Genomic DNA, 15,178 nt, shown 5'->3' on the forward strand with positions numbered 1-15,178 from the left:
TTTCAACAGCCAAATTAACCTTGCCAAATCAAAATCTCGATATTCAAAATCTCTCATCACAATATCTTAATCCTAAAATCTAAACGGGAACATTCTTATAGATATCTGGTAAGTTGCGGCAAAGACCGTTAAAATCCATCCCATACCCCACGACAAACTCTTTACTAATCTCAAAACCAACGTAAGTGAGCTCTTCAAAATGGTATTGTAATGCTTCTGGCTTTACCAAAAGTGCACAAGCAATGACACTGGCCGGATTTAACCGCTTCACAGCATCTAGTGTATGCTTTAACGAATGTCCGGAGTCGACGATATCTTCCACGATAATCACATCTCGCCCTTCCAGATCAATACCCAGTCCTAAAAGCTCATTCAACTCAGACTGCCCAGTACCGATATAGGAGGCTAATTTAATAAAAGACATCTCACAGGGAACTTCTATCTGTTTGAGCAGATCTGCCATAAACATAAAACAACCGTTCAAAACGCCTATAAAAACAGGCTGCTTATGCTCATACCGTAGACTGATGTCTATCCCCATTAAACGAACCCTTTTCTGAATCTGTTCTTCCTCAAAAAGTGGTTCAAAAAGCAACCCGTCAATTTCTATTTTTTTCATTCCACTAAATTATTTTATCGGTTTCATTTCCATTTCCGGGACGAAGTTTCCTAGCCTTGTGCTAGCTGATTTTAAAAATCTACACCTGATGTCGATAAATCAAAAGTTTTCTCAAGGAGAAAACAACTGGCCACGCACCTTTTCAGTCAGCTACTTCTGTGGCTTTTTAGGCGCATTGGTAGTCTCCGCCTCCGTTTTTTCCTTTACCTCTTTGTTTCGGCCCAGGATCTTATCGAAAATAGATCTTTTATGTTTTTCCGGCTCGGCCGTTTCCTCGTCCTGCTTTTCAGGATGAGACATCTTTTTTATCGTTTTTGGAAGGGAAACGCCTTCCAGATTATCAACTGCTCTCCCCTCGCCCAGATTATCGAACAGCAATGGGTCATCGCCCATATCCAATGTATCTATCGAATCTATAACGGCAGGTCTGGCAGCACGCAGATGTGGTTGCAGTACGACCTCATAGAAACCATAAGCTGATGTGGTCGAGTCAATACCTATCTGCCCAGTCTTAGTCATGATATGACCATAGGTGTTAAAATAACGCAACATATTTCCTTTGAGATGCCCTGTCCAGTCAAAAAAGTTCAGCCCTTTCTTCGGACGAGGCACGATACTGGACAAAAATATACTTTCTCCAAGCCCGAGTTGCGCCGGTGTTTTTCCAAAATAGTAGCGCGCAGCTTCAGTAATCCCATAGACATTATTTCCCCACTCGATCACGTTGAGATAAACCTCGTACATCCGTTTTTTACTTACCTGCTGCGAACGTTCCATCAGCCAAACCAACAAAATTTCCTCCAGTTTTCGAACGACGGTCTTATTCCGGTTTAGAAACACATTTTTCACCAATTGCATGGATATGGTGCTTGCGCCACGTTTAAAACCCTTCTCTTTAATATTTGTGACAATAGAGAGTTTGAAAGCCTTCTCCTCAAATCCTTTATGTTTAAAGAAAAATGGATCTTCGGTGTTGATCAGACTGATCTGCATATAACGGGAAATTTGATCCAATGGGGTAAAATTTGGATTTTGCGGCCCCACCACAATCTCACGCATAGGTTTTCCGTCCTCATATGCCGTATAGGTAAAAGGCGTATTCAACATCCCGATATTAGCTTCACCCCATTTCACGACCTGCAGATCGCGGTCGTCCATTTTGGAAGAAAAAAGGAGCTTATCGGGTCTTTTGAATTCCAAAGCAAAATTTAGATCATATTGGATATGTCCCTCAACCTGAATTCCATCAAGCCCCGGAAATAATCCAACTGGAAGGGCATCAAAAAAATCCTGCGCTTTGATTTTATCCGTGTGAATAGCTAGAAAAATTTCCTTTTCAGGCCTATGTATATATTTTAAATAAGGAGAAAAAACAAAATCTTTTACCTGTACTGTACTTTCTTTGCTGACCTCAATAGAAGAGGCTCCTATGTTGAGCGCCCCCTGCATGGTCGCTTCAGGAAAAATAACATCTTTACTGGAAATACGCCAGTGATTTACTTTCAGGTTTTTAAATCCCCATTGTCCGTGCAATTCCAACAGTTCCTTATTTCGTCGATTAGCTTTGTCCAATCGAAAGGATATCTCATCAAAACTAACCGCCAGACCAAATTTACGCTGTAATAAAGGGAGGTTAACTTCCTTCTTATCTGAAAAAAGACGTAGGTCACATTCCTGATTGTCCGAATCTATCGTCCCTGTTAGGTTCCAAGCTGCTTCATGATCGTTCAACAAAAATTTGGATTCCATGTCACCACCATCGATAACGGCAGAAGGAATAACAATACGCTGTGAGGTACTGTCGTCTTTGTAGGAAAGCTCAAAATTTCTGAGATCGAGATCATTCGGGATCTTAAAGAATACATTTTTGAGCAGACGATCCGCCAATGCGGCCAAATTCTGCTTGGGGTTGTCATTTTCAATGGTATCTTTCTTTTGCTTCTTAAACAAAAAATCATAGTTACTGATTGAATCTTTCTTGACCAATGATACGGTGGCATTATCCATAATAACCTCTCCGAGCTTCACATCACCGAATAAAAGAGGCCACAATTTAACGGATACAGTCAGGTCATTAATTTGCGCCAGAGGTGCTCTATTTTTAGGCAGCAACTGTATATTTTTAAACTGCACTGCATTAATTCCCTGAAAAGCATAATACTGGATTTTCAAATCCATGTCATACTTTTCCAGCAGTTTCGCTTTTGCTTTATTGATCGCCCCCATGAGCATCCCATCTCTCTTCTGGTAAGCATAAACACTTACCGCGATTACCAAAATCAAGAAAACAGCCAAAGTAATATAAAGCCATCGCCACTTGCGGGACTTCAGAGATGTTATAAATCGATTGGACATAATTACAATTTCATGCAAATCCATGCATATCAATAGTCAAACTTAGATAAATTTGCCTTTATATACAATTATAATTACACCGAAACCTGCGTGGGTAGGTCTCATTATTAAAGCTAGTCAAACGATGTGCCGAATTGTCGGTCCAATTCCTAAAATAAAGAAAACCTTGCTAGCAAAGCCAAAATGGAAACGCACCGTTCAGTCGACTTGACTTCGCTTCAATTTTCTTTAAGGCGGCAGAGTCATTCATTAGGGGCAGCGGCCTGATTTGAATTCCATTAAAAACAAACAAATGACATGAAATTGATCGGCAATGAGTAGTTTTGTATTCCATGATTTCAAATGAATAATAGATGGTTACCAAAGAACAAATATTAAATGCATTATCCTATGTTGAAGAGCCTGATCTAAAAAAGGACCTTGTAACATTGAATATGATTCAAAATATCAAGATCGAAGACCAAAAAATAGCTTTCGATGTCATATTGACTACCCCGGCCTGTCCACTGAAAGACCATATTGAGCATGCTTGCCGCAATGCCATAGCGCATTTTGTCGATAAAAATCTTGAAGTACAGATAAACATGACTTCCAATGTGATTGGCAAACAGGGAGCGCAGGTTTCAGGGATTAAAAACATCATTCTGGTTTCATCGGGTAAGGGCGGCGTCGGAAAGTCGACAGTCGCAGCAAACCTGGCCCTGGCACTTCATGCCAAGGGTGCAAAAACGGGTCTATTGGACGCTGATATCTATGGCCCTTCGCTGCCGATTATGTTTGGACTGGAGGGTGCGAAACCCGGATCTGTTGAAATGCCCGACGGTCAGGTTAAAATTGAACCTATCGAAAAGTTTGGCCTAAAATTACTTTCCATCGGTTTCTTTACCGATCCGAACCAACCTATTCCATGGCGTGGTCCGATGACTACTTCAGCTATCAAACAGCTATTTAACGATGCTAATTGGGGCGAATTGGATTATCTTGTTGTTGACATGCCCCCGGGGACCGGTGATATCCATATCACGGTATCGCAAACATTCCCCATTGCAGGAGCCGTCATTGTAACGACACCACAGCATGTAGCACTTGCCGATGCAGTCAAAGGAATTGGGATGTTCTTAATGGACAGTATCAATATTCCGCTCTTGGGCGTTGTGGAAAATATGGCCTATTTTACCCCAGCAGAATTACCGGACAATAAATATTATATTTTTGGCAAAGATGGAGGAAAACGTCTGGCCGAAGAATATAAGGTTCCCTTCCTTGGTGAGATACCGTTGCTTAAAGGTATTTCTGATGCAGGCGACAATGGCTTCCCGGTCGCAACAGATCAGGAAGATCCCGTGACAAAATCCTTTCTGACGATCGCAGAAAAAGTTGCGCAGCAACTTTCCATCATCCAGAGTCAGGTCTAAGCAACACATCTGGAGGCAGCTATTTACTATAAAGAAAGGCTTTCAGTTAATGAAAGCCTTTCTTTATAGTAAATAGGTCGTCTTAGTTAAACGTCCAATTCCAACAAAACCGGACAGTGATCCGAATGGACTGCATTCGCCAAAATCTGCGAAGCTTTAATCTGCACCTCCAATGGTTTTGAGACCATATTATAATCAATGCGCCAACCCAGATTTCGTGCACGCGCACCCGCACGGTAACTCCACCAGGTATAGTGATGCGGCTCCGCATTCAAATGACGAAAAGAGTCGATATATCCTGAATTAATGAAATTTTCCATCCATTCGCGTTCCTCGGGCAAAAATCCGGATGAGTTTGCATTTGACTTTGGATTATGGATGTCAATAGCACGATGACAGATATTATAATCCCCGCATACGACCAAATTTGGCCGCTCTACCAACAGCTTGTCACTATACAGCTGAAAATCGTCCAAAAAACGATATTTAAAATCCTGTCTTACATCTCCCGTTGTTCCAGATGGAAAATAGGTACTCATCACCGAAATTTTATCAAAATCAGCACGAATAATACGCCCCTCAAAATCATAGTCTTCATGGCCGCAGCCATATTCAACATGCATTGGAGAAATTTTGGTAAAGAGAGCAACACCGCTATATCCTTTTTTTTGAGCCGGATACCAGTAATGCTCATACCCCATCTCCTCCAGTAGCGCAATTTCTGGAATCTGGTCCGGAGTAGCTTTAATCTCCTGAAGACATATGACATCTGCATCCACATTTTTCAGCCAGCCTAACCAATCTTTCTTTAAAGCAGCTCGCAAACCGTTCACATTGTAGGTTACTATTTTCATTGTTTAGCTATGAGTATTGAAATATTAGATTTAAAACTTTACATCCGAAAGCACGGAACTTACGAAATAGCGCACGCAGCGCATTCCTTCCCAGTATATCAATCAAAGACAATTTAATAATCTTTGGAAGAGAATAGGTCCCCAATCTTTGTAAAGAATCCGGTCTGTGGTTTTAGACCTTTCAGTTCACGTTCCAGGTTAAGTGCCTCTCGTCTGGTCAACAGATGCATGGTCACCTTCTGATCCACCTCAGGCCGGTCATGCTGGTCTGTTTTTACTTCCGTAATCTTGTCGATCACTTCTATTCCATTCACTAATTCACCGAATACGGTATAATTCCAGTCCAGATGCGGGGCACCACCGACTGTTGTATAGGCCTGACGCTGTTTCTCAGAAAACTTCTTTCCGTTCATCCGGGTCTGCTCAAGGCGATCAAGATCCTCGGGAGTGAACACCTTGCCCTGAACAAGATAAAATTGAGATCCGGAAGATGCTTTTGCGGGATTATTGTCCCGTGCAGCACCAATAGCACCTTTCTTATGGAATAATCCATCCTGGATCTCCGCAGGAATCGTATACCCCGGTCCTCCATTTCCTAACTGAGCACCACCGACTGCATTTCTTGAGTCCGGATCCCCCCCCTGGATCATAAAGTTCTGAATAACCCGATGGAACAATGTGCCATCATAATATTTATTTTTTGCCAATTTCACAAAGTTATCCCGATGTTTAGGCGTTTCATTATACAATCGCAATACACAGGTTCCCTTATCCGTGATAATCTGAACATATTTATACTCAGGTTTAGCCGCAAATGCCATAACCTGCAAAAAGCAAAATAGTGCTACTAAACAAATTTTTAAAAATCTCATGTTTTAGATGACGTTTAATTCTTCAAAATAATCAATAATCAAGGACTTCATGATAAGTTCTTGTTCCAATAACGTATAGTTTGGAATAGGTTTTACCAATTCCCAATGCGGCCACCCTTCTTCATCCAATCCTTTTAGGTTATAGAACCCCATCGAACTGAACAGACGGCACGTGGCAATATGCATCAGTTCCTCTTTCTGCCGTTTCGAGAAGCTCTGCGGGCCTTTTCCTAATTCCTGTACACCGATAAGGAATAAACAGACCTTGATGTCAGGTTTTTCCATATCAAATAAAGACGCGATTTCACGCTGTAGCGTGCTCCATTTCTTGTTCACTTCTGCTGCTTTCATTTTTTTCCCTTTAAACAAACGAAGACAATTTCAACTTGGTATGCAAGTTATATGTCTCCGGTACAAAAATCACCCATTAACGTCATTACCCATAACGCAAGCGCAATGACAAGCCCAATATTATTCCTTCTTCTTGGATATTATCTCGATCACCTCCATACAGCGTTTGTCAATCATCTGAAAAACCGGATCGAACAAATTATCATCAAAATATGGATCCGGAACAATATCATCAGCCAAAAACAATTGCACTTTCTCCAGGTCACCTTTATTGGCAGCTTGTGCACATACATCTGCAAAATTCTGACGGTCCATGACAAAAATAAGGTCATATTCTTCGAAAAACTCCGGCCGAAAATGTCTTGCCCGTTGGCTGGATATGTCGACCCCATATTTCTTAGCAATCGAAATTGCCCTTCGGTCTGGCGCTTCACCGATATGCCAATCTCCCGTGCCTGCGGATTCTACGATCCAGTTTAATTGTTTATCTTTTACTTTTTGCTTCAAGATCCCATGTGCCAGTGGCGAACGACAGATATTTCCCAAACAAACCATTAAAATTTTCATTGAAATATTTTTTTAAAGCTACGACTATAAAGAGCAATACGATCACAATAAATCATAGACCTCATCCCTGTCTATGATTCCAAATAAAATCAGTCTATCAGATTTTATTGCACAAAATAACTAAACTTGAACTATTAAAGAAACAATCCTAAAGAAATCATATTTTCTTATTGCAACTTCAACCTCAGGATGATTTTTGATGACCGGACATTTACAATGCTGTCTCTATGATTTCAATACCGCAAAAACAGACCTTTAAGATTTCATCTCTTGCCAATAAGGTCTTTAATAATAAAAAAAGGTGGCCTAACCTTACGGCTAGAACCACCTAAACTATATTAATCAACCAATTCTTAATTCAATTTTTAATATTCTACCGGGAAGCTCAACTGGACAGCACCTCCTTGTGGAGATACACCTTTTAAGCGAACGATATTGCGCTGTGTTGCGCCCAATGCCGATTCTACATCATCAACACTGTTTACAGCTTTTCCATTGACTTCGGTGATCACCAAACCTCTTTCTACACCAAAATAATCAAATATACCACCACGGTTTACTTGTGTCACCACAACACCAGAGTTTACACCCAGTTCTTTCTTTTTCGCTGCAGAAGCAGGAATAAAGCTTGCCCCCAATTTGTTGTAGATTTCAGTTGCACTTTTTGAAGCTTTTCCACTTGCACCTGAAGCTGATTTTAGCGACTCCTCACCTTTCAATGTCAACGAGACCTGTTTTTCTTTACCGTCACGTTTGTAGGTAATATTTACTTTATCACCTGGGCGCAGACGGCCGATAGTTTCACTTAATACCGGAGAGCCCGTGATGGTCTTACCGTTGATCTTAGTCAAGATATCGCCTTTTTTAATCCCTGCAGCTGCTGCAGCTCCACCGGCTACCGCGTCCTCCACATATAATCCATTAACATCGGTGATCCCTTTTTCTTTGGCCAGTTCTGACGTTATCGGCACATAACTAATACCAATATAGCCACGTTTTACATTACCAAATTCCACGAAATCATCCACAATCTTTTTCACTAAATTGACGGGAATAGCAAAACCATAACCTGCATACACACCTGTTGGTGATGCAATAGCAGAGTTGATACCGATTAATTCACCGGAGGCATTAGTTAATGCGCCACCACTGTTCCCCTTATTGATCACCGCATCAGTCTGAATAAAAGACTCGATAGCAGAGCTTGCAAGTGGCTGCTCAGTAGCACCGCCAAAAGGATTACCACGTTGTTGCTGTCCTTCTCTTAAGATCCCAATATCACGACCTGTTGCACTGACAATACCAGCCGTTACGGTTGATTGAAGCCCAAGTGGATAGCCAAAGGCCAAGACCCATTCACCCACATTTACATTATCCGAGTTACCCAACTTTACAACAGGCAAGCCTTTTCCTGCTACTTTTAATAAAGCAATATCCGTATTTGGATCGCGACCGATCAATTTCGCTTCATAAGTGCGCTTGTCTGTTAGCACAACCTCGATCTTATCCGCATCCTCTACGACGTGATTGTTGGTAACAATATACCCATCGTCAGAGATAATGACCCCTGATCCTGAAGCCTGCACAGGTTGCGCCTGCATCTGACGGCGTCCCCCGCCTTGGGGCATACCAAAGAATTCTTCAAACATATCAAATGGAGAACCTTGTGATTGCTGCGAACCCTTTCTACTATATGTTGTCTTAATATGTACGACACCCGGAGCCACCGCCGCAGATGCTTGTGTAAAATCAGGATTGCCCGTTGAAGACATGACTCCTGTAGGGTTATTGGCAAAATAAACTTTCTGTTTGTCTTCAAAAGACATACTATCAAGTTTCTTATTTTCAATAAGCTTGTAACCACCTAATGCTACTGCTCCACCGAAAACAGCTGTTAATAGCGTTAAACCGACCTTATTCATAAACTTATTTCTATTTTAAAATGTCTTAATATAAGCTGATAATTTTTGCTCTTAAAATTACCGATTTTATTCGGATATGTTCAAATGTAATACCATTTAAAGGCCTTCGGAAAATCCGACACGTTAAAAAATGTTAATTGCTAGACAAATGCAATAATTTTAACAAATCTTAACTTCCTAACGCTTTTTTGTAACAAAAAAACGTATTTTTGTTACTTCAAATCAATAGAATGGCATCGAAAATAAGATTTTCAAAATATCAGGGAGCTGGCAATGATTTCATCCTAATCGATAATCGCGACAATTCATTTAACCGGGCGGACGAAGTTCTGGTGAAAAACCTCTGTGACCGCAGGTTTGGAATAGGCGCCGATGGCCTCATGCTGCTTCAAAACAAAGAAAATTACGATTTTGAGATGATTTACTATAATGCTGATGGCCGAGAGGGGAGTATGTGCGGCAATGGCGGACGTTGTATCGTGGCCTTTGCACATGATTTAGGCATTATTACTGACAAAACTGACTTTTTGGCAGTAGACGGCGCACACCATGCTTCCCTTTCCGCAGAACTTGTCAACCTGCAAATGATCGACGTGTATGAGTTTGGCCGAGACGGCGATGCTTACATCCTACATACCGGGTCACCCCATTACGTTAGCTTTGTTACAAACCTAAAAGAAAAAAATGTTTATCAGGATGGCTACTCGATTCGCAACAACGCTACTTATGCCAACCATGGCATCAATGTCAATTTTATCGAGAAGGAGGAAAATGGTTATTTTCTGCGCACATTCGAGCGTGGTGTAGAAGACGAAACTTACGCCTGTGGTACCGGTGCTACCGCTGCTGCAATGGCAGTGGCCCTACAAATGAACTTAGAAGGCGAGATCGTTATCCCTATTCGCGTGCTGGGTGGACAATTGTATATCTCTTTTCATAAAAAAGGAAGTAGCTTTACAAATGTTTTTCTCAAAGGCCCTGCTCAATTTGTTTTTGAGGGCAATTTCTAGTATTTGGAAAGACATATTGTTATCACCGGTCAATATAGTCTTGATACGATGCCAATTTATTACCTAAAATATTGCAGGCTATTTCTGTAATCTACATTTTTTTAAATTTCATTCGGCAAATTACGTTTAATGGTATATTTTATTGTATATTAGATACCTTTATTTACAAGGCCCGCTATTTTTAATGCAACAGTCAAAGTCATTTCCAATATATAAAATCGTTTATTCTATTTGTGAGCATCCCTATCTTGGCTATCTCATTGAGCCACACATGGTCAAACTCAATCCGAACGGAACCTACTCCCTACGATACCAACGTATATTTAGCAATACCGTAGATGCCTATGCCGCAGAATTGGATGAGGTAGATTACAAGCTGATCCGACTGCTCGACGATATCGAACAGACAAACCTCATCAAGAAATATTATAAAAAAGCAATCAGACCTGTAGATTTTTTCTCCAAAGTCTTTGACAAAAAGCTCTACGACCTGCTGCGACCTAAGATTGATGAAAAGATGATCCAATTTTTCGAGTCTATTGGAAATAAACCGATCTTTATGATGAGCAAAGACGGTTACCCGGCAGACCAAGAAATAAAATTGGCGACATCGGCTGCATCTATCTTATTTCATTTTCGTCGAAGTAATGAGGAAACACGTTACTTTCCAACCATAAAGTACGAAAATCAACGCTTGGAATTTATGTTTAAAAATGCCATTGTATTAACCAATACACAGGCGTGGCTACTCTTAAACAATACCTTATACTATTTCGATCAGGCGCTAGAAGGAAAAAAGCTTAGCCCCTTTCTCAATAAGCGATACATTTCCGTGGGGAGAAGTACCGAAAAAAAATATTTTGAAACTTTTGTCTGTGGATTAATCGAACGTTATCATGTTTATGCCGAAGGCTTTGAAATACAAACGCATCAGCACCAAGCAATTCCATTGCTGCATTTAATTTATGTAGAAGATGGCGCATCGCAATTACAGTTGCAATTCAGATATGGCCCACATACATTTACTGCGGGAGCGGAAAATAAAGTGACTGTCCGGATGGAATATCATGAAGAGAAAGACTTATATATCTTCCATCGGGTCAAACGCTCTTTACAATGGGAAGAACAGCAGCACGAGAATCTAAAAGCCATGGGGCTGGAAGATCTGGACCGTCAGCTGGGACTACTTGCCCCGTCTATTCAGTCCGGAAAACGGATCTCTGTATTCGACTGGATAAATAATCATCAGGAACAAATAAAAAACTTGGGATTTGAAATCATACAAAACAGCGAACAGAAACGCTTTTTCATCGGACATACCTCATTGGACATCGCCATTGACGAAGATAACGACTGGTTTGATATCAGTGCCATTGCTAAATTCGGTCCCTACGAGATTCCTTTTATAAACTTACGAAACCATATTCTAAACAATATCAAAGAATTTACCCTGCCTAATGGGGAAATCGCCATGATCCCTGAAGAATGGTTTGCACAATACAACCATCTCTTTCAGTTTTCTGCCGATAGACATGAACTTAAATTAAACAAAGTACACATCGGTCTGCTCTTTGAGATCAGCGAACATACCAAATTGGTCTTCAACCGTAAATTGCAAAATCTCGCGACGTTTGAGGAAATTGCCGATATTCCGGAACCAAAACATTTCAAAGGAAATCTTCGGCCCTATCAGAAAGCAGGCTATAACTGGTTTAACTTTCTAAAGCAGTATAAATTCGGTGGTTGTCTCGCAGATGACATGGGATTGGGAAAAACCATACAGACTTTAGCCCTGTTGCAGCAACAAAAAGAGCAGCTTACAGATCAGCAGGAAGTACACACTTCACTCCTGGTATTGCCAACATCGCTCGTTTACAACTGGCAAAAGGAAGCACACCAGTTTGCCCCACAGCTAAAGATTCATTTGCATACGGGAAATAACCGTATTAAAGATGCCACACTATTTGCTAAGTATGACCTGGTCATTACCACTTATGGCATAGCACGTATTGATGAGGAAATATTGAGTGGATTTTATTTCAATTACATAATCCTAGATGAAAGCCAGAATATTAAAAATCCGACCTCAAAATCATTTAAGGCCATAAAAAGTCTGAAAAGTAAAAATAAACTGGCTTTAAGCGGGACTCCTGTTGAAAACTCTGTTTCTGATCTTTGGGCACAAATGCATTTTACCAATCCCGGGTTATTGGGAAGTTACACCTACTTTCAAAAAGAATTTGTGCAACCCATTGAAAAGAAAAAGGATGAAGAAAAAGCGCAACGTCTTCAGGCGATTGTCAAACCGTTTATCTTAAGGCGAACAAAAGATCAGGTCGCAACAGAACTGCCCCCAAAAACAGAACAGGTGCTGTATTGTGAAATGACCGATAAGCAATCGGAACTTTATGAAAAGGTCAAATCCGAGTACCGCAATGCCATTCTCGACGGGCAATTGGACAACAAGCCAAAGTCAACCCAAATTGCCTTATTGCAGGGATTGACAAAGCTTCGCCAGTTAGCCAATCATCCTAGAATGGTCGACGAGAACTTTGTTGGTGATTCTGGAAAATTTGAAGCTGTTATTGAAACCCTTGAAATGGTGATGCAGCGAGGAAACAAGGTTCTTATTTTCTCCCAATTCGTCAAACAGCTTAATATCTTCAGGCAATATTTTGATAAGAAAGGAACAAACTATGCCTACCTGGATGGTGGAACTAAAAATCGTGACGAAGCCGTTAGCCAGTTCCGTAAAAACAACAACACCAAACTTTTTTTGATATCAATCAAAGCCGGCGGTGTTGGTCTTAACCTGATCGAAGCAGACTACGTCTTTATCTTGGATCCTTGGTGGAATCCTGCCGTAGAACAACAGGCAGTAGACCGTTCCCATCGCATCGGACAGACGCGAAACGTATTTATTTACAAATTTATTAGTAAAGACACTGTAGAAGAAAAAATATTGGCATTGCAGAACCGAAAAAAATCCATTGCACAGAGCCTCATTACAACAGAAGAAAGCTTTATAAAATCACTTTCTCAGGAAGATCTGCACGAACTTCTGGCTTAATATGATCAATTTTTATATTCATTAATTTTTGACATATAGACCGAGGGACGAATACCCGTAACACGCATAAAGATATTACTGAATGACGATAGTTCATTGTAGCCGATCCGCATCGCAATTTCCAGGATAGAATAAGTATTCTCAGCCATCAGTTCTAATGCTTTCGCTATGCGTATAGCTCTCAAAAAACGGATATAGCTAATCCCCATATCTTCCTTAAACAGCCGTGAAAGGGACCGGCTACTCATGCCAAACTGTGCCGCTACCTGATCGATTGTAAAAGCTTGATCAATATTCGAGTTTAGATACCGCGCTATACGCCGAAGCTTTTCATTCTTAGGATAGGGATGCTGCATGGGGAAAGCATCTATCGGCGGACTCATCTCCGGAATAATAGCCATCATTGCCCGTAATAAGCAATACCTAGCATAATTGCTTTTTTTACCTATCCCACCTTCCCAATCCTGCGCAAATAAAAACATCTCCCGCATCAGGTCATTGCTCAAAAATATGTTCGGTTCCAACAGAACAGGATGAACGTCTGACTGTTCTTTAAAGTAGAAACTATACAGGTGAATACGGGAACTGGAACTTTCTAGGTGGTAGGCCGTATTTGCAGGAATCCACATATAAAACCGGCCCGGCAGATACCAATGCTTCATCGCAGTAAACACATGTATAATACCGCCATCAGCATACAGTAAGCGCGCTTTCCGGTGTATATATTCACGCGGATCAATCCGGTCTACATGGGTATGCCAAACATAAAAGTCGTTCCGGTCGTCATCTATAGCCACCAGTTGTTCCTGTTCCATAATTTAAAATTACACTTTTTTTACCATATGGCGCAAATGAACAAATATCCGTCCGACTATACAAAACTAAACTCGTCCCGCCGGCCGTATCTTTGTGCAAAGTTTCCCTCCATGCTCAAGCCTATACAACGTATCCGGGCGATCCCGGTTCAACAACAATTTGTCAGCATATTCTGAAATTGCCGCTTGAGATACTGGGAGCCTATCATACAGACCGCAGGTGGCAGATCAAGTGGAGCATAGATGGAAAAACATTAAAATATTCGTAAAAATAATAATGAGTACAGAAGAAAATAAAGACCGAACAAAAGGGTTTAATAAAGTTTTAGTTGTATTTGCCGTGGTCCTGCTCCTTGCCGGAATCGGTATTTTGGGCAAACATCTGTTGTTTACAAGTCAACATGTCACGACCAACGACGCTCAGGTTGACCAATATGTAACGCCAGTAGCAAGTCGGATATCAGGTTTTGTGAAGGAAGTCAGGTTTGAAGAAAATCAATATGTACATCGTGGAGACACATTATTACGCATAGATGCCAGCGAGTATCAGACCAAATTAGATATGGCGAATGCCGAGCTTCGAAACAGTCAGCGGAATGCCGAAGTGATTGCCAAAAGCGCAAATGTCACTGCCAATAGCATTTCTGTCCAAAAAGCTAGATTAGAAGCAGCCAAAGTAAGTGTATGGCAAACTGAACAGGACTACAGGCGATTTAAAAATTTGTATGAAGCAGATGCCGCAACCAGACAACAATACGATAATGCCAAGGCAGCGTATGACATTTCTTTGGCTCAGCTCAATGCTATTCAGGAAGAATACAACTCGGCACAGTTAAATACAAGAAAAGAAAAAGCTAGCGAACTACCTGCCAAAGCAAATATCGATTTAAAAAAAGCAGCAAAAAGCAATGCCGAAGTATTCCTGTCCTATACCGTAGTGACCGCACCTTATGACGGTTTTGTTGGAAAAAGAACGATCCAACCGGGCCAATTTGTTAAAGAGGGACAGACTTTAGTCAATGTCGTCAGCGAAGAGAAATGGATTAACGCCAATTTTAGAGAGACACAATTAGCGGACCTGAGCGAAGGAACCGAAGTCACCATACAGGTGGACGCTTTTCCGAAATTACATCTGAAGGGAAAAATTCATTCCTTTTCGCCGGCATCAGGATCCAGATTTTCGGTTATACCCCAAGATAATGCAACCGGAAACTTTGTTAAAATCGAACAACGCATACCGATCAAAATTGTCTTTGCACCAAAACAGGATTTGACAAAACTACGTGCAGGAATGAATGTCGTGGTACATGCAGCCCACCAATCTTAAC

Annotated in this window: 12 protein-coding genes; 4 read left to right on the plus strand and 8 right to left on the minus strand. The window is 41.0% G+C overall.

The window, feature by feature from the left end; translation table 11 throughout:
* Positions 1–79 precede the first annotated feature (79 nt).
* Both ABTV71_RS26575 and ABTV71_RS26580 read right to left on the minus strand, forming a co-directional pair.
* Complete coding sequence (locus ABTV71_RS26575; protein WP_121120772.1) at positions 80–619, minus strand: phosphoribosyltransferase; 540 nt, start codon at positions 617–619, stop codon at positions 80–82.
* A 150-nt stretch (positions 620–769) separates the two neighbouring features.
* On the minus strand, positions 770–2,974 hold the full coding sequence (locus tag ABTV71_RS26580; RefSeq protein WP_433901641.1) for a transglycosylase domain-containing protein: 2,205 nt from the start codon (positions 2,972–2,974) through the stop codon (positions 770–772).
* A 353-nt stretch (positions 2,975–3,327) separates the two neighbouring features.
* Between ABTV71_RS26580 and ABTV71_RS26585 the strand changes: the two genes are divergently transcribed.
* Positions 3,328–4,389, plus strand: a complete 1,062-nt coding sequence (locus ABTV71_RS26585; RefSeq protein ID WP_433901642.1) for an Mrp/NBP35 family ATP-binding protein — start codon at positions 3,328–3,330, stop codon at positions 4,387–4,389.
* Between the two features lie 86 nt (positions 4,390–4,475).
* Here the strand turns inward: ABTV71_RS26585 and ABTV71_RS26590 are convergent, their stop codons facing one another.
* From ABTV71_RS26590 to ABTV71_RS26610, 5 genes are all read right to left on the minus strand, one after another.
* Entirely contained in the window at positions 4,476–5,243 is a 768-nt protein-coding gene (locus tag ABTV71_RS26590; RefSeq protein ID WP_433901643.1) for an exodeoxyribonuclease III, read from the minus strand.
* Positions 5,244–5,356: 113 nt separating this feature from the next.
* Positions 5,357–6,115 carry a peptidylprolyl isomerase gene (locus ABTV71_RS26595; protein ID WP_433901644.1) on the minus strand — a complete coding sequence of 253 codons (759 nt, stop codon included), beginning with the start codon at positions 6,113–6,115 and terminating at the stop codon, positions 5,357–5,359.
* Positions 6,116–6,118: 3 nt separating this feature from the next.
* The gene (locus ABTV71_RS26600) at positions 6,119–6,466 is read right to left on the minus strand and encodes a hypothetical protein (RefSeq protein WP_121120779.1); all 348 of its coding nucleotides are present in this window, start codon (positions 6,464–6,466) and stop codon (positions 6,119–6,121) included.
* Between the two features lie 120 nt (positions 6,467–6,586).
* Positions 6,587–7,033, minus strand: coding sequence for a low molecular weight protein-tyrosine-phosphatase (locus ABTV71_RS26605; RefSeq protein WP_121120781.1), 447 nt, complete (start codon positions 7,031–7,033; stop codon positions 6,587–6,589).
* Positions 7,034–7,398: 365 nt separating this feature from the next.
* Positions 7,399–8,955: a Do family serine endopeptidase gene (locus ABTV71_RS26610; RefSeq protein WP_121120783.1), complete on the minus strand. Its 1,557-nt coding sequence runs from the start codon at positions 8,953–8,955 to the stop codon at positions 7,399–7,401.
* A gap of 230 nt (positions 8,956–9,185) precedes the next feature.
* On the opposite strand from ABTV71_RS26610, the gene dapF reads away from it, so the two are divergent.
* Positions 9,186–9,965, plus strand: a complete 780-nt coding sequence (gene dapF / locus ABTV71_RS26615; protein WP_433901645.1) for a diaminopimelate epimerase — start codon at positions 9,186–9,188, stop codon at positions 9,963–9,965.
* A 184-nt stretch (positions 9,966–10,149) separates the two neighbouring features.
* Positions 10,150–13,035, plus strand: coding sequence for a DEAD/DEAH box helicase (locus ABTV71_RS26620; protein WP_433901646.1), 2,886 nt, complete (start codon positions 10,150–10,152; stop codon positions 13,033–13,035).
* Positions 13,036–13,040: 5 nt separating this feature from the next.
* On the opposite strand, the gene ABTV71_RS26625 is transcribed toward ABTV71_RS26620, so the two are convergent.
* Positions 13,041–13,850 (minus strand): helix-turn-helix domain-containing protein, encoded by an 810-nt coding sequence (locus ABTV71_RS26625; protein WP_433901647.1) that lies wholly within the window; start codon positions 13,848–13,850, stop codon positions 13,041–13,043.
* Between the two features lie 277 nt (positions 13,851–14,127).
* Here ABTV71_RS26625 and ABTV71_RS26630 point away from each other — a divergent pair, with 277 nt between their 5' ends.
* Positions 14,128–15,177 carry an HlyD family secretion protein gene (locus ABTV71_RS26630; RefSeq protein WP_121120792.1) on the plus strand — a complete coding sequence of 350 codons (1,050 nt, stop codon included), beginning with the start codon at positions 14,128–14,130 and terminating at the stop codon, positions 15,175–15,177.
* Position 15,178: the final 1 nt, after the last annotated feature.

The organism is Sphingobacterium puteale, from assembly GCF_050986225.1.
Classification (GTDB): Bacteria; Bacteroidota; Bacteroidia; order Sphingobacteriales; family Sphingobacteriaceae; genus Sphingobacterium; species Sphingobacterium puteale.

Coding starts and splice junctions, on each gene's coding strand:
- ABTV71_RS26575 (WP_121120772.1), bottom strand. CDS start 619: ATGAAAAAAATAGAAATTGACGGGTTGCTTTTTGAACCACTTTTTGAG.
- ABTV71_RS26580 (WP_433901641.1), bottom strand. CDS start 2,974: ATGTCCAATCGATTTATAACATCTCTGAAGTCCCGCAAGTGGCGATGG.
- ABTV71_RS26585 (WP_433901642.1), top strand. CDS start 3,328: ATGGTTACCAAAGAACAAATATTAAATGCATTATCCTATGTTGAAGAG.
- ABTV71_RS26590 (WP_433901643.1), bottom strand. CDS start 5,243: ATGAAAATAGTAACCTACAATGTGAACGGTTTGCGAGCTGCTTTAAAG.
- ABTV71_RS26595 (WP_433901644.1), bottom strand. CDS start 6,115: ATGAGATTTTTAAAAATTTGTTTAGTAGCACTATTTTGCTTTTTGCAG.
- ABTV71_RS26600 (WP_121120779.1), bottom strand. CDS start 6,466: ATGAAAGCAGCAGAAGTGAACAAGAAATGGAGCACGCTACAGCGTGAA.
- ABTV71_RS26605 (WP_121120781.1), bottom strand. CDS start 7,033: ATGAAAATTTTAATGGTTTGTTTGGGAAATATCTGTCGTTCGCCACTG.
- ABTV71_RS26610 (WP_121120783.1), bottom strand. CDS start 8,955: ATGAATAAGGTCGGTTTAACGCTATTAACAGCTGTTTTCGGTGGAGCA.
- dapF (WP_433901645.1), top strand. CDS start 9,186: ATGGCATCGAAAATAAGATTTTCAAAATATCAGGGAGCTGGCAATGAT.
- ABTV71_RS26620 (WP_433901646.1), top strand. CDS start 10,150: ATGCAACAGTCAAAGTCATTTCCAATATATAAAATCGTTTATTCTATT.
- ABTV71_RS26625 (WP_433901647.1), bottom strand. CDS start 13,850: ATGGAACAGGAACAACTGGTGGCTATAGATGACGACCGGAACGACTTT.
- ABTV71_RS26630 (WP_121120792.1), top strand. CDS start 14,128: ATGAGTACAGAAGAAAATAAAGACCGAACAAAAGGGTTTAATAAAGTT.